This is a genomic window from Pseudomonas protegens, assembly GCF_003363755.1.
Taxonomy (GTDB): Bacteria; Pseudomonadota; Gammaproteobacteria; order Pseudomonadales; family Pseudomonadaceae; genus Aquipseudomonas; species Aquipseudomonas danubii.
On record NZ_CP031396.1, the window covers coordinates 4,942,096 to 4,958,893 of the forward strand.

Here is a 16,798-nt window from a genome sequence, read left to right on the forward strand (position 1 = left end):
CGGGCACAAAAAAGCCCCGCTGTTGAGGGCGGGGCTTTTTACTGGATCAGTACAAGTTAGATAACTTGAACTTCTTCAGCTTGCATGCCTTTCTGACCGCGGGTAGCGATGAAAGAAACCTGTTGGCCTTCTTTCAGGCTTTTGAAGCCGTCGGATTGGATAGCTTTGAAGTGTACGAACAGGTCGTCACCGGATTGTGGAGTGATGAAGCCGAAGCCTTTTTCATCGTTGAACCACTTAACGGTACCGGTTTGGCGATTAGACATGGTGTATCTCCTTGGACAAAGTTAACTGCGACTCAGGAAAAGCCCTGGCCGAGACTGAGTGCAAAGAGCAGGAAAAATTCTTGGAGATGGTTGGATCGAAATTCAACATCGTGTAGAGATTCTCAGTGACACAAGCAGCACAGTGGCGCCACCTTAACCCTTTTTCCTGAACGTGCCAATGGCTAGGGCCAAGGTTTCTCGGTTTTCGTGACTGACGGCCCGTCGTTCGTCGCCGAACCCTTGAAAATCCTGGTGTCAGGCGAGAAAAACGTCCCGGACTTTGAACCCGACCCCGCGCCCCGGTAAGATGCCGGACAGAATTTTTTCACCTCGTTATTTCAGGACACCCGCCATGAGCATCAAATCGGACAAGTGGATTCGCCGCATGGCGCAAGAGCACGGCATGATCGAGCCCTTCGTAGAGCGCCAGATGCGTGGCGAAGGCCCGGATCGGCTGATCTCTTTCGGGGTGTCGAGCTACGGCTACGATGTGCGTTGCGCCGATGAATTCAAGGTGTTCACCAACATCAATTCGGCCACCGTCGACCCGAAGAACTTCGATGAAAAGAGCTTCGTCGACATCAAGAGCGACGTCTGCATCATCCCGCCAAACTCCTTCGCCCTGGCCCGTACCGTCGAGTATTTCCGCATTCCGCGCAACGTGCTGACCATCTGCCTGGGCAAGAGCACCTATGCCCGTTGCGGCATCATCGTCAACGTGACTCCGCTGGAACCCGAGTGGGAAGGCCACGTGACCCTGGAGTTCTCCAACACCACCACCTTGCCGGCCAAGATCTACGCCAATGAAGGCGTGGCGCAGATGCTGTTCCTGGAGTCGGACGAAGAGTGCGAAGTTTCCTACAAGGACCGTGGCGGCAAATACCAGGGCCAGCGTGGCGTGACCCTGCCGCGTACCTGATTGCGTCCGTCTGACAAATAGCGGGAATTCCTGAGCACACCCACACTCTATTGGGTGTATTTCCGGTATGCGCAAGGCGTACCGGGCACAGCTCAGGAGTGCCCCATGAAGATAGATCCGCGAATCAGCGCCACCTTGGCCAGGCTGGAACCCAATCAGGTTGGGGTATTGGCCTGGACCCTGCTGGCACATCCGCCTGTCAACATGGCAGGCGGCATTCCCGGTCAGCCCGACCCTGACTCTCCGCAACCCCTAGAACCTACCGAACCTGGTGAGCCCACTTTGCCGGACGAGCCGCCGCCCGCGCCTGTGGCTTGAACTCACTGGATACCGTCAGTCGCCCCGTCCGCGACAATCTTGCGCGGACGGTGGCGTTCTACGCGGCCGCTACTTCAGATTGCCACTGAGAAACTGCTGCAGGCGCTCGCTTTTCGGGTTGCCCAGCACCTCCTCAGGAGCACCTTCCTCCTCCACCAGACCCTTGTGCAGAAACAGCACCTGGCTCGACACCTTGCGGGCGAAGCTCATCTCGTGGGTGACCATGATCATGGTCCGGCCTTCCTCGGCCAGGCCCTGGATCACCTTGAGTACCTCGCCCACTAGCTCCGGGTCCAGGGCTGAAGTGGGTTCGTCGAACAACATGACTTCCGGCTCCATGGCCAGTGCCCGGGCGATGGCCACTCGCTGCTGCTGGCCGCCGGAGAGGAAGGCCGGGTACTGGCCAGCGACGCGGGCCGGCAGGCCGACCTTGTCCAGATAGCGCCGGGCCCGTTCTTCGGCGTCCTTGGTACTGACTCCCAGCACCCGACGCGGGGCCATGGTGATGTTCTCCAGCACCGTCATGTGGCTCCACAGGTTGAAATGCTGGAACACCATCGCCAGGCGTGTACGAATCCGCTGCAGCTCGGCAGGATCGGCCACGTGCATGCCGTGGCGATCGCTGACCATGCGGATCGGCTGGCCATCCAGGCTCATGGCGCCGTCGTCCGGGGTTTCGAGAAAGTTGATGCAACGCAGAAAGGTGCTTTTGCCCGAACCACTGGCGCCGATCAGGCTGATCACGTCACCGGTCTTGGCCTTCAGAGACACTCCTTTGAGCACTTCATTGTCGCCATAGCATTTATGCAGGCCTTCAACGGTCAGTTTGTACATGGGGCTTGCATCCTCAAGGCGAAAGTAGATAGCCGCTGCGATAGGCCTCGCGGCCGGCGACATGGGCGATCACCATGCCGGCGGTGGCCATGCGCCGCAGCGAGCGGGCATACAGGAGCCCGGCATTGTTGCAATGGATAGGGGTAACCCGGTCATGGATCGGGTCGATGATTTCAGCCACCAACTGCCCGGCCTCCAGGTATTCCCCCGGTAGCGCAGCGAACACCAGCAGTCCGCCCACCGGCGTCGCCACCGGTTCGACCGCCGCCAGCGGCGTGGCCGGAAAGGGCAGCTCAGGCAGCGGCGGAACCTCGCCTGCGATGGCGCCGAAGCGGGTCAGGTAGTCCAGCATGGCCTGGCAGTCGAGGCTGGCCAGGCCGTGGTTGACGTCGCCCTGGCCACGCAGCTCGACCGTGACCGCAAAGCAGCCCGAGGGAATGGCGAAGTGTTCGCCGAAGCGCTGTTGCAGTTGCCACCACAGCAGGCTGAAGCACTCGTCGAACGACCAGGCCGCGGAGTCGGTGGCCAGCAGGCAGGCTTCGGCGCCGAGGTAGCGGGCCAATGGCTCTACCTGGGGCCAGGCCCCGGGGGTGGTGTACAGGTGCGCCACGGCTTCGAAGTCGCAGTGCAAGTCCAGCACCATGTCGGCGTCGCAGGCCAGCCGTTGCAGGGCCAGTTGCAGGGACTGCAATTGAGTCTGTGGTCGTTGACGGCTCAGGGCATCGATCAGGTGTCGGCGGATCAGGTCGAGGTTGTGCTGCGGATCGTGAGTGAGCAGCCCTTCGATGGCGTTGCCGACCTCTTCACTGAGGTCGACGAAGCCGCGATTGAAGTTCTGCCCGCTTTCCAGCTGGTAGCGCCCCAGTGGAACGTCCATCAACACCTGTTCCAGGCCGACCGGATTGGCCACCGGCACCAGGACTATTTCATGCAACAGGCGACCGGCGGCTTCCAGCTCCGTCAGGCGCTGCTTGAGGTGCCAGGCCACCAGCATGCCGGGCATTTCATCGGCATGCAGGGAGGACTGGATGTAGACCTTGCCTTGGGCCTGGGCGGGGCCGAAATGAAAACTGTGGACCTGGCGCGCGGTGCCCGGCAGCGGAGCGAGCAGGTCGTGGATCTCGTGGCGCATTGATGATTTCCCGGCAGCAAGTCCTAGTGGGTCGGCCCGAGGAAGGCCAGCCAGCGGCGTTCAGCGAGACGGAACAGGCCCACCAGGGTGAAGGTCACGCACAGGTAGATGATGGCGGCGATACCGAACGACTGAAACGTCAGGAAGGTCGCCGAGTTGGCGTCCCGGGCGATTTTCAGGATGTCGGGAATGGTCGCGGTAAAGGCCACCGTGGTGGAGTGCAACATCAGGATCACTTCGTTGCTGTAGTAGGGCAGCGAGCGGCGCAGGGCCGAAGGCATGATCACGTACGCATACAGCTTCCAGCCGCTCAAACCATAGGCCTTGGCTGCCTCCACTTCGCCGTGGGCCATGCTGCGGATCGCCCCGGCGAAAATTTCCGTGGTGTAGGCGCAGGTATTCAGGGCAAACGCGAGGATGGTGCAGTTCATCGCATCACGGAAAAACGCATCCAGCAGCGGTTGCGCGCGGATCGCGGCGATGCTGTAGATCCCGGTGTAGCAGATCAGCAGCTGAATATAGAGCGGTGTGCCGCGAAACAGGTAGGTGTAGAACTGCACCGGCCAGCGGATGTAGCGCTTGGGCGAGACCCGGGCGATGGACAGCGGGATCGACACCAAAAAGCCAATGCAGATCGAGGCCGTGAGCAGCCACATGGTCATGGCCAGCCCGGTCATGTGGTAACCGTCGCTGTAAAGGAAGGGACGCCAGTATTCCTGCAGGAGTTCGATCATCGCACGGCCTCCCGGGCGCCGGCGGCATAGCGCCGTTCAAGCTTGCGCAGGACGAAGTTGGAGGCGCTGGTGATCAACAGGTAGATCAGTGCCGCCAGGACCAGGAAGTAGAACAGCTGATAGGTGCTCTTGCCGGCATCCTGAGCGGCCTTGACCAGATCGGCCAGGCCGATGATCGACACCAGGGCCGTGGCCTTGAGCATCACCATCCAGTTGTTGCTGATGCCCGGCAGGGCAAAGCGCATCATCTGCGGGAAGACCACGAAGCGAAAGCGCTGGCCGCGCTTGAGGCCATAGGCGGTGGCCGCTTCGACCTGGCCCCGGGGCACGGCGAGGATCGCCCCGCGAAAGGTTTCGGTGAAATAGGCGCCATAGATGAAGCCCAGGGTGATCACCCCGGCGCTGAAAGGGTTGATCTCGATGTATTCCCACTCCATGAAGTCGGTGAAGGAGGTCAGCCAGGTCTGCAGGCTGTAGAAAATCAGCAGCATCAGCACCAAGTCCGGCACCCCGCGGATCAGGGTGGTATAGAGCTGGGCGGGGACCCGCAGCAAGGCGACGCTGGAGAGTTTGGCGCTGGCGCCGAGCAGGCCGAGCAAGACGCTGACCAGCAGCGACAACACCGACAACTTGATGGTCATCCAGGTGCCTTCCAGCAGCAGAGGGCCGAAACCCTTCAGACTGAAGGCGGAAAGCCCCAGGTTTTTTAGAAGTTCTTCGAGCATTGATCAGTGACCCGTGGCGATAAAAAAGGCGCCCATCGAGGATGGGCGCCGGCAGGTTATTTACCGCTGTAGAGGTTCAGGTCACCGAAGTGCTTTTTCTGGATGGTGGCGTAGGTGCCATCATCGTGTAACGCTTTGATACCTTTATCCAGGAGCGCTTTCAGCTCTTTGTTACCTTTTGAGATACCGATGGCGGTCTTGGACGGCAGCAGTGGGTCATCCACCGGCTTGCTGACTTCGTAGTCCGCGCCCTGCGGCGATTTGAGGAAGCCCAGTTCGGCTTGCAGCATGTCCTGGATCGAGGCATCCAAGCGGCCGGAGGTCAGGTCGGCATAGACCTGATCCTGGTTCTGATAGGCCTGGGTCTTGACTCCGGCCTTGTCCAGCACGGCCTTGGCATAGGCTTCCTGAATGGTGCCCTGCTCATAGCCCACGGTCTTGCCCTTGAGCGAGGCGGTGTCTGCGCTCAAGCCCGAGCCTTTCTTGAACACGAACGAGGTGGGACCGGAGAACAGTTCGTTGGAGAAGTCGATGACTTTTTCCCGGGCTGCAGTGACGGTCATGGACGAGATCACACCGTCGAATTTATTGGCTTTCAGCCCGGGAATCATGCCGTCGAAGTCACTTTCGACCCATTTGCACTTGACCTTCAGCTCGGCACAGATGGCGTTGCCCAGGTCGATGTCGAAGCCCACCAGGCTACCGTCGGCGGCCTTGGACTCGAAGGGGGCATAGGACGGATCGACGCCAAAGCGCAGTTCCTTGTATTCCTTGGCCAGCGCGGAGCCGGCAGCCATGCACAGAGCCAGTGCGGAAAGGGTCAGCAATGCTTTTTTCATTATTCAATCCCTAAGAACCAATATGAGCGCTTGTGGCGCATGAGTACTGTTACTGGAACGCATAAGACTTATTGAAAGTAGCAATTTCCGAACCAGAGCCCCGAACAAGTGTTTTAAAAGCAGTTGGCAACACTTGGGCAAGGCCTGTTGTGCACTGAAAGGAGGCGTGTGGGCGGCGCGGCGCCAAGAGGGGGCGGCGATGCTGGGGAGCGGATTACGAGGCGCTGCAGAGCGGATGTCCGCTGGTTTGGGCGCTGGCGTCTGCAGAGCGGAGTGATCGTTATGAGGCGACACCGCTGGCGCAGGATGCGCCAGCGGTGTCGGCCGGGGAGGTTACTTGCCCGGGACCAGGGTCAGGCGGGTCTTGCCGTAGCTGCGTTCGAAGTTCTGCGGTTGCATCGGGAAACTCAGGTACTGGGCCTTGAGCCAGCCGTCGATGCCATTGGCGTAGTTCGGGCTCACCGGGTTGCTGGATTGGCCACTGCTGTTAAGGCCCATCAACGGCTCGCTCAGCGCGAAGTCGACGACGAAACGCAGGGCCGGGGTCGTGGTGATGGCAAAGTCCTGTCCCCAGCGATAGCCGGCGTTGTTGACGGTGTTCTGGTCGCCACCGGCCTGCAAGGGACCGCGTATCGCCTGGCCACTGCTGTTGGTCCAACGGTAGCTGTGCAACTTGCCCCACTGCCAGGCCTTGCGGTCCGTGCCCAGCAGTTGCTCGCCCGAACTGATGGCCGCCGCCAGGCTGCGGGCGATAATGGCCGGCTTGTCCTCTTTTTGCCCGTTACGCGAGTCGCCCCAGAACGGGCTGTCTTCTCGGCTCAGAAGATGGTCGGCCTGGGCCGAATAGGACAGGCCCGCATTGGCAACGAACGCCTGCCAGGCAATGCCGGGCTCCGGACCGAGCTGTTTGAGGAAGGTCTGCTTGGCGCTTTCCTGGAGGAACAGTTCGTAGAGCGCGGCGTCGGCAGAGCCGGCACTGAGCTTGCCGTCGAACGCCATCAGCCGGCTGTAGGCTTCACGGGCCTTGGCGCGGTCTGCATCGGGCAGGGCGTCGATGGCGTTTTTCAGCGGCTGGGCCATGCCCGGCGCCTCGAACATCAGCTTCAACTTGGCGGCGAACAGGGTGGTCTGGTCGTACTGCAGGGCAATCAGGCTGCGGTTGTCCTGCTTGCCGCCTGACAGCCATTGGCCGATGCGCTCGGCCCGTTCCGGAGCGTCCCAGGAGTTGGACAGCTGCATGCCGTAACCGCGGGGGATGACCCGCTGATTGGCGGTGGCGATCCAGCCTTGCGCCGGGTCCTGGTCATAAGGGTGGAGCATCGGGTCGGCGTAGCCATCCCAGTCATAGCGCCCGTCCCAGCCGGGAGAGGGCAGCAGGCCTTCGCCTTCGCGGCGGTTGGGGAAGCGCCCGGTGACCTGCCAGCCGATGTTGCTGGCATCGGCATAGACCATATTCAGGGCAATGGCGCGGATCTCACGGCTGGCGTCGGAGGCCTTCTCCACATTCTGGGCCCGTGACAGATCGAAGAACGCATCCAGGCTCCTGTCGTCCTTGAGCTCCGGCATTTGCAGCGCCAGGCCGTAGCCACTGGCCAGGGCATTGTTGGCGTTGATCCCCAGGGTGCTGTTGAGCAGCGGACCGTGGCGGGTTTCGTACACCGCTTCGCGAATTGGCCGCTGTCCTTTGATGAAGTAGGTCTCGTTGCGAACGATGACCGGCTGCCATTTTCCGTTGTTCTGGTAGTACAGAGCGTTGCCCTGGCGTTTGAGTTTTTCCAGGAACAGGTCCTGGTTATCGCCCATCGCCGAGCTCATGCTCCAGGCCAGCTTGCCGTTGAAGCCTTGCAGAATGGCCGGTAGACCAGCGATCGAAGCCCCGGCCGCCTGATATTTCGGCGCGCGGATCTGTACGTAGTACCAGGCGCCGATCTGGCTGTCGCTGGCCAGCAGGCTGCGACCGCTGCGAGCGCGCTGCGGGGCGACGGCCAGGTTGCTGCCGGCCGTGACACCCAGTGAGTTGAGGGTCGACATCTGCTTGACGGCCAGGCTGAGTTCGCTCAAGCCCGGCACATACAAGGCCAGCCCCTTGAGCTTGTCGGCCTCGGCCGTGGGCAGCGGTTCATCGGGGTAGCTCGGGGTCAGCCAGGGCAGTTTGTCGCTGCCGACCTTTTGTGCCAGTACCAGGCTGTTGATCTCTTCCAACAGATTGGCGGACTGGCCGAAATTCAGCAGGCAGAAAATCAGTGCCGAATCCTCGGCCTTCCAGTATTCAGGCATGTAGCTGCGGGCGGCCAGGTCTGGCGGCAGCTTGTCGCGGTAGCGGAACAGGTAGGCGTTGACGCCTCGAGCGTAGACCTCGAAGAAACGCTTGATCCGTGGTGATGAGGCCTTGTACAGCTCGTCGGCGCTTTTCTTCAGATTCACCGCGCGCATCAGGCGGTCGACTTCCAGCACCTCGGCGCCGGACATCTCCGCCAGGCGGCCCTGGGCCAGCAGGCGCAGGGTGACCATCTGCTCGATACGATCGCTGGCGTGTACGTAGCCCAGGGTGAACAGCGCGTCGTGGAAACTGTTGCTTTCGATCAGCGGTACACCGACGACGCTACGCCTGACCGAAACATTCTGCGCCAGGCCCTTGAGGGGCTGTACGCCGGAGGTGGGTGGCAGGCTGTTTTGAGAGTTCCAGGACTGGCAACCGGCCAGGCTGAGAGCACCGGCCACTGCCGCGGCAACGCCGAACCGGGGAAGAAAATGTGAGAGGGCTGGCGAGGCCATGGCAAAGCTCCTGCGGGGGGTAGCGTCGATAAAGGCGCTACGTTAGTGAGCAGGCGAGTGCCGCGCAAGCGGGGGCTGGAGGTATTTCTTGACCGCGCCACAAATAGCCAGCGCCGGAGCGCCGTCATCTGTCGTTTCATGCTCGACGATGGCACGACAGCAAGCGTCTGCATTAGGTCGTCCGGTGTGTAATGAGTGGCTTGCCTGTCACAGCAGGTGATGTTGAAGTTGGAAAATTCAATGATGCTCCAACGGAGAATGCTTCATGCCCATTCCGGCCGACACGGCGCTGCTAATCATCGATCAACAACAAGGCATCCTGCATCCCCGGCTCGGTCCACGAAACAATCCCGAGGCAGAGGAGCGGATGCTCGAGTTGCTGGCCCACTGGCGCTCCCGGGGTTGGCCGGTGATCCATGTGCAGCATCTGTCGCGCTCGACGGATTCGGTGTTCTGGCCCGGGCAGTCCGGCGTGGAGTTTCAGCCGCGTTTTCGTCCGCAAACGGGGGAGGGACTGATTCAGAAACAGGTGCCGGATGCCTTTTGTGGCACCTCCCTGGAGGCGGATCTGCGCCAGCAGGGGATCGGGCAGTTGGTGATAGTCGGTGTGGCCACCAACAACTCGGTGGAGTCGACGGCGAGAACCGCCGGTAACCTGGGCTTTGCGGTATGGGTGGTGGCCGACGCCTGCTTCACCTTCGACAAGCGCGACTTTGCCGGTCGAGCCCGTTCTGCCGAGGAGGTGCATGACATGTCGCTGGCCAACCTGCACGGCGAGTACGCCACGGTGTTGAACCTGGCGCAGCTTTTTTAGGAGAGGCCGGACGGCGACGTGCGCGGACAGGCCTCTTGCGCGATCAGATCAAGCGCCGTGGCACTTCTTGAACTTCTTGCTGCTGCCGCATGGGCAAGGATCGTTGCGGCCAACGTCTTTCAGCGCGTTGCGCACGGGTTCCTGGTGGGCGTGGTTGCAGTGCGGACCGTGAACATGGCCATGGTCATGATCGTGGTGGTCATGATCGTGGTTGCAGTCCGGGCCATGGACATGAGGTTGCTGGGTCATTGCGGGTTACTCCGGGATAAAATCGCCGGGAATTATCACGCCATTGCGCTTCAGGTGCACGTCCTGGCCGATGAATAATCCGATTTCCAGCTCCCCTTCGAGGCGATAGGGGATCGGCCGTTCGGGCTTGCGCAACAGTTTCACCACATCCCGGATCTGCGGCCAGAGATTGGTGCGCACCGGCACTTTGAAATAGCGGCTGCTGTGGGGCGTGACGGTGAACCAGTGTTCATGCTCGCCCTCGCTGAGCAGAAAACGCTCCAGGTAGACCCGGTAGGTCAAGCGGCGCACAGTCAGGTCGCTGTCATTGGGATTGTCGACCCGCAGGTGCAGGGTGAAGCGCTGCTCCAGCAGGTTGGCCTTGACCACCTCGACCTTGACCAGGTGTACCGCAGGGGCCAGGTCCTCATCGGTGAACCAGGAAGCGCATCCCGACAGGCTCAATAGTCCGAACAGGCAGACGGCCCGTAGTGCGCGCAGTTCACCGATCATTGCAAGACTCCCTTTGAACCCCCTGTACCCGTCCTGGGCATGGGGTGCCTGGCCTGCAAAGGCTCAGCGTGTGAAATAGCCGGCGCAGCACTTCTTGAATTTTTGCCCGCTACCACAGGGGCAGGCGTCGTTGCGTCCGGCATTCAAGGGCACGGTGGGGTCGATGAAATACCAGCGTCCATGATTCTGCACGAAGGACGAGCGTTCGCGATGGCTGTGTTCGCCCTGGTTGTCATGCCAGCGCGCAGTGAAGGTGACGAAGGCATGTTCGGGCTGACCGCCGAAGACCTCCGAGCTTTCTACCTCCAGCCCCAGCCAGGTGCTTTGTGCGCTCCAGTCACTGATGGATTGGCGATCCAGGCCTGCCTGTTGTACGGGCAGTGTGGTGGCCAGCAGGTAGTCCACTTGCCCCAGCACATAGGCGCTGTAGCGCGAACGCATCAGGGCTTCGGCGCAAGGGGCGGGATGACCGGCGTGGTAGTGGCCGCAGCAGGCGTCCAGCAGGTTGCCGCTGCCACAAGGACAAATCGAGGCGCTCATTGTGTTACCACCAATACTTTCCAAAGTTTTCCGGGTTCGCCCAGAAGCGAGCGTTGAGCCAGTCGGGCACTTGTTTGTATTCAAGCAGATCATAGGTAAACAGGGTCAGCACCTGTTCGTCCCGCTGGAAGCGTTCACTGGCCTGCAGCGCCAGTGAGAAAAAGTCGGTCTCCTGCCAGCCGCAGGCACTCAGGTCGGCCAGTACGGCGATTCGGCTGGCATTGAGGTTGCGAATACCCCCAAGCAGGTTCAGGCCATCGCGCTTGGGCAGATGCTCCAGGCAATCCACCGCCAGGGCCAGGTCGAAACGCCGTGCAGCCAGCTCCGCAGGCAAGGGGCCGGGGGCCGCCTGAGCCACCTCGGTAGCGGGATGAGCCTCCTTGAATGCGGCCAGGGCGGGGAAGTCGCTGGCGCCGATCAGCAGCAGCTGTTGGGGGGCGTAACGGTCCAGCAAGGCCGCCAGAGCCTGCTGGGGGGTACGGGTAGAAATGCCGGCGCTCATTGTCGCTCCTCGATCAGAACGCCCAAGACTAGCGTGCTGGCACCCTCGGGCCTAGAGCGGTTCGCCACTAAATCGGCGAACCTCCCGTATTTACGGGGCGAAATCACTGATAGCCCGGTGCTGGCGCAGATGAAATGCGCAGTCTTTACTCCGTGAATCGGCCTCGAGCCGATCCCTCAGGAGAAATCAGATGAGCATCATTCGGACGGCAGTACCCTTGGTTCTGTTAACCAGTGTGTTGACTGGTTGTGCAGGTTTGCAGAAAACCGACTGGCCAACCTGTGCCGCAGTCGGCGGCGTCACGGGCGCGGCGTTGGGCGCCACCGAAAGCGCCTCGTGGGCGGGTGGTGGCGCACTGGTGGTTGGTGGTCTGGCAGGTGCCTACTGCTGGGTAAAAGGCGATGGCGACGAAGACGGCGATGGCGTGCCGGACAGCCGCGACAAGTGCCCGCATACCCCCAAAGGTGTACAGGTCGATGCCAACGGTTGCCCACCGCCGCCACCGGTGGTGGAAGAAGTCGTGGTGGTCAAGGAGGAAACCATCGTCATCCGCGATGTCTACTTCCATTTCGACTCGGCCAAGTTGACCGACGCCGACAAGACCAAGCTCAACACCATCGTGAGTCGCCTGAAACAGGAAGCGCCGACTGCACAGCTACGCGTGACCGGACACACCGACAGCGTCGGCAGCGATGCCTACAACCAGAAACTCTCGGACAAGCGTGCCCATTCGGTCGTGGACTATCTGATCAGCAACGGCATCCCCCGCAACAGTTTCGTGTCAGTGACCGGAGCCGGTGAAAGCAAGCCGGTGGCGGACAACAAGACGGCCGCGGGCCGGGCGATGAACCGTCGTACGGAGATCCAGATCAACCGCTGAAACCCTTTGCCTGCGCGGCTTGTGCAGCCGTCGATGGCAGTCTTTACTCCTGTGTGACCGGTCTTGCCGGTGACACAGGAGCATTCATGATGAACCTTCTTCCTCGGGCCGTTTTCCCGGTCCTGTTGCTCGGCGGCCTCCTGACAGGTTGCGCAACCCACAGTGATGGCACTGCTCCCCTCAACCAACGCACCTGGCCCCTCTGTAGTCTGCTCGGCGGGCTGGCCGGCGGTGGCTTGGGAGCGATCGAGAGTGGTAGTTGGGCGGCTGGAGGCGCGGCCCTGGGGCTGATCGGCGGTGGCCTGATCTGTTACGCCCAGGATGGCGACGAGGATGGCGATGGGGTATTCGATCGTCGCGATCGTTGCCCGGACACGCCTTCCAACACGGCGGTGGATAATCGCGGTTGCCCGATGCCCGAGTATCCGGCAGTGGTCAAGGCGCCGGAGCCTGAGGTAGCAGCGCCTGCGGAAGTGATCACCCTCAGTGACCAGGGCAATGTGCTGTTCGCTTTCGACTCCGCGGAGTTGACCGCCGAGGCGCGTAACCAACTGCAGGGGCTGATGGCCAGGCTGGCCAATGCCGATGTGGTCAGCATCAAGGTGCTCGGGCATACCGACAGCCAGGGTTCCGATGCCTATAACCAGAAGCTCTCGGAGCGCCGCGCTAGCAGTGTCGTCACCTTTCTTGTTGGCCAGGGCGTGGCGTCGGAAAAAATCAGCAGCCAGGGCCTGGGAGAAAGTCAGCCGGTAGCGGATAACGACAGTGATCAGGGGCGAGCGACGAATCGTCGCGTGGAGCTGCATCTCCAACGTTGAAACGAGTCGGTCCGGGTCGGCGATCCTCGCCGATCGGGCCGCTAAACAGACGCTTCGGGAAGAATTTTCATCGACCTCTGGCGTATCCCCGGGGTAAGTCGTTACTGTGCGCGCAAAGAATAATTCACAAGGGGAGCCTATGAAGGTCTTATGGGGGGCGGGGAAGTTTCTGACCTTGGTCTTTTGGCTGGTGGTGTTGATCAATCTGGTCAAGCCATTGATCAATCCGTTGCACCTGCTGGTCAACCTGGCGGGTAGCCTGTTGCTTTTGACCCATTTGCTGGAACTGCTGCTGTTCAATGGCAGCCTCAAGGAGCGTCCACATCCCTGGCGTGATCGTTTACACATCCTGCTGGTGGGGATCTTCCACCTGCAAACCCTTCCCGCTGCTGCTCCTGTTGCCGAGACCGACCATGCGTAAGCTTTGCCTGCTGGCCCTGTTCTGCAGTCCTCTGGCCGTGGCCCAGGTGGTCCAGGTTGAAACCAACTCCTTCATGCGCCTGCCCAATACCGCCAGCACCCTGCAGCTGGAGCGTCTGGACGTGGCGGACTACGGCACCTTGCTGATTCCGGCCAATGTCACCGAACTCAAGGTCGACGACCTGCATCTGGGACGTGACGCGCGGATCGCCATCGTGCCTACCGGGCAAAGCCTGCAACTGATTGTCCGCCATGCGCAGTTGGAGAGCGGCAGCCAGATCAACTCCCGTGGTGCACCGGGCACCTATGAGAAGGTGGCCAAGCCGGGGCGCGATCTGAACCTGCGAATCGAGTCCTTGAAGGCCGAGCAATTGTTCGTGGACGCCCGCGGTGGCAAGGGGGCTCCCGGTTACGTCGGCCTTGATGGGGCCAATGGCCAGGAGCCGGGTTGCACCTGGGGGCAGGCCGGGCGCGGTGCCGACGGTGACAACGGCGGTGACGGCCGGCCCGGGGCTTCGGGCGCCGAGGTCCGGCTGGAGTTGCCCCGTGATTACCCCAGCGAGCAGATCAAGGTCCTGGTCGATGGTGGCGCCGGCGGCCTGGCCGGTGCCGGCGGCAAGCCGGGGGCCGGGGGCAAGTCCAAGGGCTGCCTGGTCTACCGAACCGACGGCGGCAAAAGCGGGCGTCCCGGTGCTCAGGGGCAGCCGGGCCCTGTGGGCGAGGCGGGGTCACTGACGGTCCAGCGCTTGTAGTCAACCTCGAAAGATGGATTGTTCCAGCCGCCCGCTCCTGTAGCGGGCGGTTGCTTTCAGAAGCTTGGCCGGGCCGCTGCCAGGGCCACCAGTACCAGGCCGATGATCAGGTTGCTGCCCACCAGTCGGCGGATCTTGCCCAGCGCCGCGGCGCCGGCCGGCCAGTCCTGCGCCGCGACGGCCTTGCGCAGCTCCGGCAGTTGCAGGGACTGGATGCGGATGAACAGGGCGGTCATCACCAGATACAGCCCCATCATGATCTGCACATACTTCGGCGCGGTTTCAAAGCCGCTGAAACGCAAATGTAGCAGGCCGATACCGCTGATCGGCAACAGCACCACGGCGACCCAGACCCAGACGAAAAAACGCGGAAACACTTGCACCCAGAGCTGCAGTCGCGCCGGTCCTTCAAGGGCCGCCACGGCTGCCGGGCGCAGGACCATCCAGGCGAAAAACATGCCGCCGACCCAGACCAGGGCGGCCAGTACATGCAAGGTGTAGGCAAGGGCGAAAGCGGTCATTCGGGTACTCCGTTCTGCGCGACATGAATTAGCGGGGTATGATAGCGGCCGATTCGAACCACTGAAAATTTATCCAGCGTTTTGTGCGCCCGAAAAACCATGATCAGCAACGAACTCAAAACCACGATCCAGGGCGCCTACTCGCGTTTTCTCGAAGCCAAGAGCCTCAAGCCGCGTTACGGCCAGCGCCTGATGATTGCCGAAGTGGCCAAGGTCCTGGGTGATATCGACACCGACGACGAGGGCCGGCGCAGTGGCGACCCGGCGGTAGTCGCGGTGGAAGCCGGTACCGGTACTGGCAAGACCGTGGCCTACAGTCTGGCGGCCATTCCCACGGCCAAGGCCGCCGGCAAGCGCCTGGTGATTGCCACCGCCACCGTCGCCCTGCAGGAACAGATCGTCTACAAGGACCTGCCCGACCTGATGCGCAACAGCGGGCTGAACTTCAGCTTCTCCCTGGCCAAGGGCCGCGGGCGCTACATGTGCTTGTCCAAGCTCGATATGTTGCTCCAGGAAGGTCACGCCCAGACCGCCACGGCCCAGCTGTTCGAGGAAGAAGGCTTCAAGATCGAAGTGGATGAAGCCAGCCAGAAGCTGTTCACCAGCATGATCGAGAAGCTCGCCGGCAATAAATGGGACGGTGACCGCGACAGCTGGCCCACCGCCCTGGAAGACGCCGACTGGGCGCGCCTGACTACCGACCACAGCCAGTGCACCAACCGTCATTGCCCGAACTTCGGCCAGTGCGCCTTCTACAAGGCTCGGGAAGGCATGGGCAAGGTGGACGTGATCGTCACCAACCACGACATGGTCCTGGCCGACCTGGCCCTGGGCGGCGGCGCGGTGCTGCCGGACCCGCGCGACACCCTCTATGTGTTCGACGAAGGCCACCACTTGCCGGACAAGGCCATCGGCCACTTTGCCCATTACACCCGGCTGCGCTCCACTGCCGACTGGCTGGAGCAGACCGCCAAGAACCTCACCAAGTTGCTGGCCCAGCACCCGCTGCCGGGGGATCTGGGGCGCTTGATCGAGCAAGTGCCGGAGCTGGCGCGGGAGATCAAGACCCAGCAGCAGTTCATGTTCAGCGCCTGCGAGCAGATCGCCGACTTCAAGACCGGCGAAGACATGGAAGGCCGCGAACGGCCACGCCATCGCTTCGTCGGCGGGCTGATCCCCGACCACATGCGCGAGATGGGCATCGAGTTGAAGAAGGGCTTCTCCCGTCTCACCGATCTGTTCACCCGCCTCACTGAGCTGCTCAAGGAAGGCATGGATGGCGAGGTCAATATCGGCATCGCCAGCAATCAGGCCGAAGAGTGGTATCCGCTGTTCGGTAGCCTGCTGGCGCGGGCGTCGGGCAACTGGGAACTGTGGACCGCGTTCACCATCGAGGACCCGGAAGACAATCCGCCCATGGCCCGTTGGCTGACCCTGGCCGAGAGCGGCTCGCTGTTCGACATCGAGGTCAACGCCAGCCCGATCCTCGCGGCGGAGATGCTCCGACGCAATTTGTGGAACGTGGCCTACGGCGCCCTGGTGACGTCGGCGACCCTGACCGCCCTGGGCACCTTCGACCGCTTCCGCATGCGTGCCGGGCTGCCGAAGAAAGCCGTGACTGCGGTGGTACCCAGCCCGTTCCATCACGCTGATGCCGGGGTGTTGCGAGTGCCTGACCTGCGTGCCGATCCGCGGGATGCGCCGGCGCATACGGCGGCGATCATCCGCGACCTGCCGGAACTGGTGGAAGGCTCCCGGGGCACCCTGGTGCTCTTCTCTTCGCGCAAGCAGATGCAGGACGTGTTCGACGGTCTGGATCGGGATTGGCGCAAGCAGGTGTTCATCCAGGGCAACCTGTCCAAGCAGGAGACCCTCAACAAGCACAAGGCCCGGGTCGACGGTGGCGATTCCAGCGTGCTGTTCGGTCTGGCGAGCTTTGCCGAAGGGGTGGATTTGCCCGGTGCCTACTGTGAGCACGTGGTGATCGCCAAGATCCCGTTCTCGGTACCCGATGATCCGGTGGAAGCGGCGCTGGCGGAATGGATCGAGGCCCGGGGTGGCAATCCATTCATGGAAATCTCGGTGCCGGATGCTTCTCTCAAGCTGGTTCAGGCCTGCGGCCGTCTGCTGCGTACCGAGCAGGACCGCGGCACTATCACCCTGCTGGACCGCCGCCTGGTCACCCAGCGCTATGGCAAGGCTATCCTCAATGCCTTGCCGCCATTTCGCCGAGAAATATCATAAGCAAGGCGCGCACCTTTGCGCGCC

20 protein-coding genes are annotated in these 16,798 nt (G+C 61.9%); 8 read left to right on the plus strand and 12 right to left on the minus strand.

What is annotated here, in order from left to right:
* Nucleotides 1-56: 56 nt before the first annotated feature.
* Nucleotides 57-266: a cold-shock protein gene (locus DWF74_RS22360; RefSeq protein ID WP_002554837.1), complete on the minus strand. Its 210-nt coding sequence runs from the start codon at nt 264-266 to the stop codon at nt 57-59.
* 352 nt (nt 267-618) lie between these two features.
* Between DWF74_RS22360 and dcd the strand changes: the two genes are divergently transcribed.
* Nucleotides 619-1,185 carry a dCTP deaminase gene (dcd, locus tag DWF74_RS22365; RefSeq protein WP_016965530.1) on the plus strand — a complete coding sequence of 189 codons (567 nt, stop codon included), beginning with the start codon at nt 619-621 and terminating at the stop codon, nt 1,183-1,185.
* A gap of 105 nt (nt 1,186-1,290) precedes the next feature.
* Complete coding sequence (locus DWF74_RS22370) at nt 1,291-1,503, plus strand: hypothetical protein (RefSeq protein ID WP_115581733.1); 213 nt, start codon at nt 1,291-1,293, stop codon at nt 1,501-1,503.
* A gap of 69 nt (nt 1,504-1,572) precedes the next feature.
* Here DWF74_RS22370 and DWF74_RS22375 read toward each other — a convergent pair whose 3' ends face one another.
* From DWF74_RS22375 to DWF74_RS22400, 6 genes are all read right to left on the minus strand, one after another.
* The gene (locus tag DWF74_RS22375; protein WP_102861447.1) at nt 1,573-2,337 is read right to left on the minus strand and encodes an ABC transporter ATP-binding protein; all 765 of its coding nucleotides are present in this window, start codon (nt 2,335-2,337) and stop codon (nt 1,573-1,575) included.
* 13 nt (nt 2,338-2,350) lie between these two features.
* Entirely contained in the window at nt 2,351-3,469 is a 1,119-nt protein-coding gene (locus tag DWF74_RS22380) for a succinylglutamate desuccinylase/aspartoacylase family protein (RefSeq protein WP_115581734.1), read from the minus strand.
* Between the two features lie 23 nt (nt 3,470-3,492).
* Nucleotides 3,493-4,203 carry an ABC transporter permease gene (locus tag DWF74_RS22385; RefSeq protein ID WP_102861449.1) on the minus strand — a complete coding sequence of 237 codons (711 nt, stop codon included), beginning with the start codon at nt 4,201-4,203 and terminating at the stop codon, nt 3,493-3,495.
* Complete coding sequence (locus DWF74_RS22390; protein ID WP_102861450.1) at nt 4,200-4,928, minus strand: ABC transporter permease; 729 nt, start codon at nt 4,926-4,928, stop codon at nt 4,200-4,202. The genes DWF74_RS22385 and DWF74_RS22390 overlap by 4 nt, the downstream gene beginning before the upstream one ends.
* Nucleotides 4,929-4,984: 56 nt before the next feature.
* Nucleotides 4,985-5,767 carry a transporter substrate-binding domain-containing protein gene (locus tag DWF74_RS22395; protein ID WP_102861451.1) on the minus strand — a complete coding sequence of 261 codons (783 nt, stop codon included), beginning with the start codon at nt 5,765-5,767 and terminating at the stop codon, nt 4,985-4,987.
* 333 nt (nt 5,768-6,100) lie between these two features.
* Nucleotides 6,101-8,542 (minus strand): penicillin acylase family protein, encoded by a 2,442-nt coding sequence (locus DWF74_RS22400; protein ID WP_115581735.1) that lies wholly within the window; start codon nt 8,540-8,542, stop codon nt 6,101-6,103.
* A 265-nt stretch (nt 8,543-8,807) separates the two neighbouring features.
* On the opposite strand from DWF74_RS22400, the gene DWF74_RS22405 reads away from it, so the two are divergent.
* A complete protein-coding gene (locus DWF74_RS22405; RefSeq protein ID WP_102861453.1) occupies nt 8,808-9,356 on the plus strand; it encodes a cysteine hydrolase family protein in 549 nt (182 codons plus the stop codon).
* Nucleotides 9,357-9,404: 48 nt separating this feature from the next.
* Here the strand turns inward: DWF74_RS22405 and DWF74_RS22410 are convergent, their stop codons facing one another.
* The 4 genes from DWF74_RS22410 to DWF74_RS22425 form a co-directional block, all read right to left on the minus strand.
* The gene (locus DWF74_RS22410) at nt 9,405-9,605 is read right to left on the minus strand and encodes an SEC-C metal-binding domain-containing protein (RefSeq protein ID WP_007923047.1); all 201 of its coding nucleotides are present in this window, start codon (nt 9,603-9,605) and stop codon (nt 9,405-9,407) included.
* A gap of 6 nt (nt 9,606-9,611) precedes the next feature.
* Nucleotides 9,612-10,097, minus strand: coding sequence for an LEA type 2 family protein (locus DWF74_RS22415; protein ID WP_102861454.1), 486 nt, complete (start codon nt 10,095-10,097; stop codon nt 9,612-9,614).
* 63 nt (nt 10,098-10,160) lie between these two features.
* Nucleotides 10,161-10,637 (minus strand): YchJ family protein, encoded by a 477-nt coding sequence (locus tag DWF74_RS22420; RefSeq protein WP_102861455.1) that lies wholly within the window; start codon nt 10,635-10,637, stop codon nt 10,161-10,163.
* A gap of 4 nt (nt 10,638-10,641) precedes the next feature.
* Complete coding sequence (locus tag DWF74_RS22425; RefSeq protein ID WP_102861456.1) at nt 10,642-11,139, minus strand: DUF6231 family protein; 498 nt, start codon at nt 11,137-11,139, stop codon at nt 10,642-10,644.
* 190 nt (nt 11,140-11,329) lie between these two features.
* On the opposite strand from DWF74_RS22425, the gene DWF74_RS22430 reads away from it, so the two are divergent.
* From DWF74_RS22430 to DWF74_RS22445, 4 genes are all read left to right on the plus strand, one after another.
* Complete coding sequence (locus DWF74_RS22430; RefSeq protein WP_102861457.1) at nt 11,330-12,019, plus strand: OmpA family protein; 690 nt, start codon at nt 11,330-11,332, stop codon at nt 12,017-12,019.
* Nucleotides 12,020-12,108: 89 nt separating this feature from the next.
* Nucleotides 12,109-12,837, plus strand: a complete 729-nt coding sequence (locus DWF74_RS22435; protein ID WP_115582474.1) for an OmpA family protein — start codon at nt 12,109-12,111, stop codon at nt 12,835-12,837.
* Nucleotides 12,838-12,976: 139 nt separating this feature from the next.
* Complete coding sequence (locus tag DWF74_RS22440) at nt 12,977-13,258, plus strand: DUF1145 domain-containing protein (protein WP_102861459.1); 282 nt, start codon at nt 12,977-12,979, stop codon at nt 13,256-13,258.
* Complete coding sequence (locus DWF74_RS22445) at nt 13,251-14,009, plus strand: hypothetical protein (protein WP_102861460.1); 759 nt, start codon at nt 13,251-13,253, stop codon at nt 14,007-14,009. The genes DWF74_RS22440 and DWF74_RS22445 overlap by 8 nt, the downstream gene beginning before the upstream one ends.
* A gap of 56 nt (nt 14,010-14,065) precedes the next feature.
* On the opposite strand, the gene DWF74_RS22450 is transcribed toward DWF74_RS22445, so the two are convergent.
* Nucleotides 14,066-14,530, minus strand: coding sequence for a CopD family protein (locus DWF74_RS22450; RefSeq protein WP_102861461.1), 465 nt, complete (start codon nt 14,528-14,530; stop codon nt 14,066-14,068).
* Nucleotides 14,531-14,629: 99 nt separating this feature from the next.
* On the opposite strand from DWF74_RS22450, the gene dinG reads away from it, so the two are divergent.
* Nucleotides 14,630-16,774, plus strand: coding sequence for an ATP-dependent DNA helicase DinG (dinG, locus tag DWF74_RS22455; RefSeq protein ID WP_102878618.1), 2,145 nt, complete (start codon nt 14,630-14,632; stop codon nt 16,772-16,774).
* Nucleotides 16,775-16,798: the final 24 nt, after the last annotated feature.

Excerpts from the sequence above, each read along its gene's own strand:
- DWF74_RS22360 (WP_002554837.1), bottom strand. The coding sequence starts at position 266 with ATGTCTAATCGCCAAACCGGTACCGTTAAGTGGTTCAACGATGAAAAA.
- dcd (WP_016965530.1), top strand. The coding sequence starts at position 619 with ATGAGCATCAAATCGGACAAGTGGATTCGCCGCATGGCGCAAGAGCAC.
- DWF74_RS22370 (WP_115581733.1), top strand. The coding sequence starts at position 1,291 with ATGAAGATAGATCCGCGAATCAGCGCCACCTTGGCCAGGCTGGAACCC.
- DWF74_RS22375 (WP_102861447.1), bottom strand. The coding sequence starts at position 2,337 with ATGTACAAACTGACCGTTGAAGGCCTGCATAAATGCTATGGCGACAAT.
- DWF74_RS22380 (WP_115581734.1), bottom strand. The coding sequence starts at position 3,469 with ATGCGCCACGAGATCCACGACCTGCTCGCTCCGCTGCCGGGCACCGCG.
- DWF74_RS22385 (WP_102861449.1), bottom strand. The coding sequence starts at position 4,203 with ATGATCGAACTCCTGCAGGAATACTGGCGTCCCTTCCTTTACAGCGAC.
- DWF74_RS22390 (WP_102861450.1), bottom strand. The coding sequence starts at position 4,928 with ATGCTCGAAGAACTTCTAAAAAACCTGGGGCTTTCCGCCTTCAGTCTG.
- DWF74_RS22395 (WP_102861451.1), bottom strand. The coding sequence starts at position 5,767 with ATGAAAAAAGCATTGCTGACCCTTTCCGCACTGGCTCTGTGCATGGCT.
- DWF74_RS22400 (WP_115581735.1), bottom strand. The coding sequence starts at position 8,542 with ATGGCCTCGCCAGCCCTCTCACATTTTCTTCCCCGGTTCGGCGTTGCC.
- DWF74_RS22405 (WP_102861453.1), top strand. The coding sequence starts at position 8,808 with ATGCCCATTCCGGCCGACACGGCGCTGCTAATCATCGATCAACAACAA.
- DWF74_RS22410 (WP_007923047.1), bottom strand. The coding sequence starts at position 9,605 with ATGACCCAGCAACCTCATGTCCATGGCCCGGACTGCAACCACGATCAT.
- DWF74_RS22415 (WP_102861454.1), bottom strand. The coding sequence starts at position 10,097 with ATGATCGGTGAACTGCGCGCACTACGGGCCGTCTGCCTGTTCGGACTA.
- DWF74_RS22420 (WP_102861455.1), bottom strand. The coding sequence starts at position 10,637 with ATGAGCGCCTCGATTTGTCCTTGTGGCAGCGGCAACCTGCTGGACGCC.
- DWF74_RS22425 (WP_102861456.1), bottom strand. The coding sequence starts at position 11,139 with ATGAGCGCCGGCATTTCTACCCGTACCCCCCAGCAGGCTCTGGCGGCC.
- DWF74_RS22430 (WP_102861457.1), top strand. The coding sequence starts at position 11,330 with ATGAGCATCATTCGGACGGCAGTACCCTTGGTTCTGTTAACCAGTGTG.
- DWF74_RS22435 (WP_115582474.1), top strand. The coding sequence starts at position 12,109 with ATGAACCTTCTTCCTCGGGCCGTTTTCCCGGTCCTGTTGCTCGGCGGC.
- DWF74_RS22440 (WP_102861459.1), top strand. The coding sequence starts at position 12,977 with ATGAAGGTCTTATGGGGGGCGGGGAAGTTTCTGACCTTGGTCTTTTGG.
- DWF74_RS22445 (WP_102861460.1), top strand. The coding sequence starts at position 13,251 with ATGCGTAAGCTTTGCCTGCTGGCCCTGTTCTGCAGTCCTCTGGCCGTG.
- DWF74_RS22450 (WP_102861461.1), bottom strand. The coding sequence starts at position 14,530 with ATGACCGCTTTCGCCCTTGCCTACACCTTGCATGTACTGGCCGCCCTG.
- dinG (WP_102878618.1), top strand. The coding sequence starts at position 14,630 with ATGATCAGCAACGAACTCAAAACCACGATCCAGGGCGCCTACTCGCGT.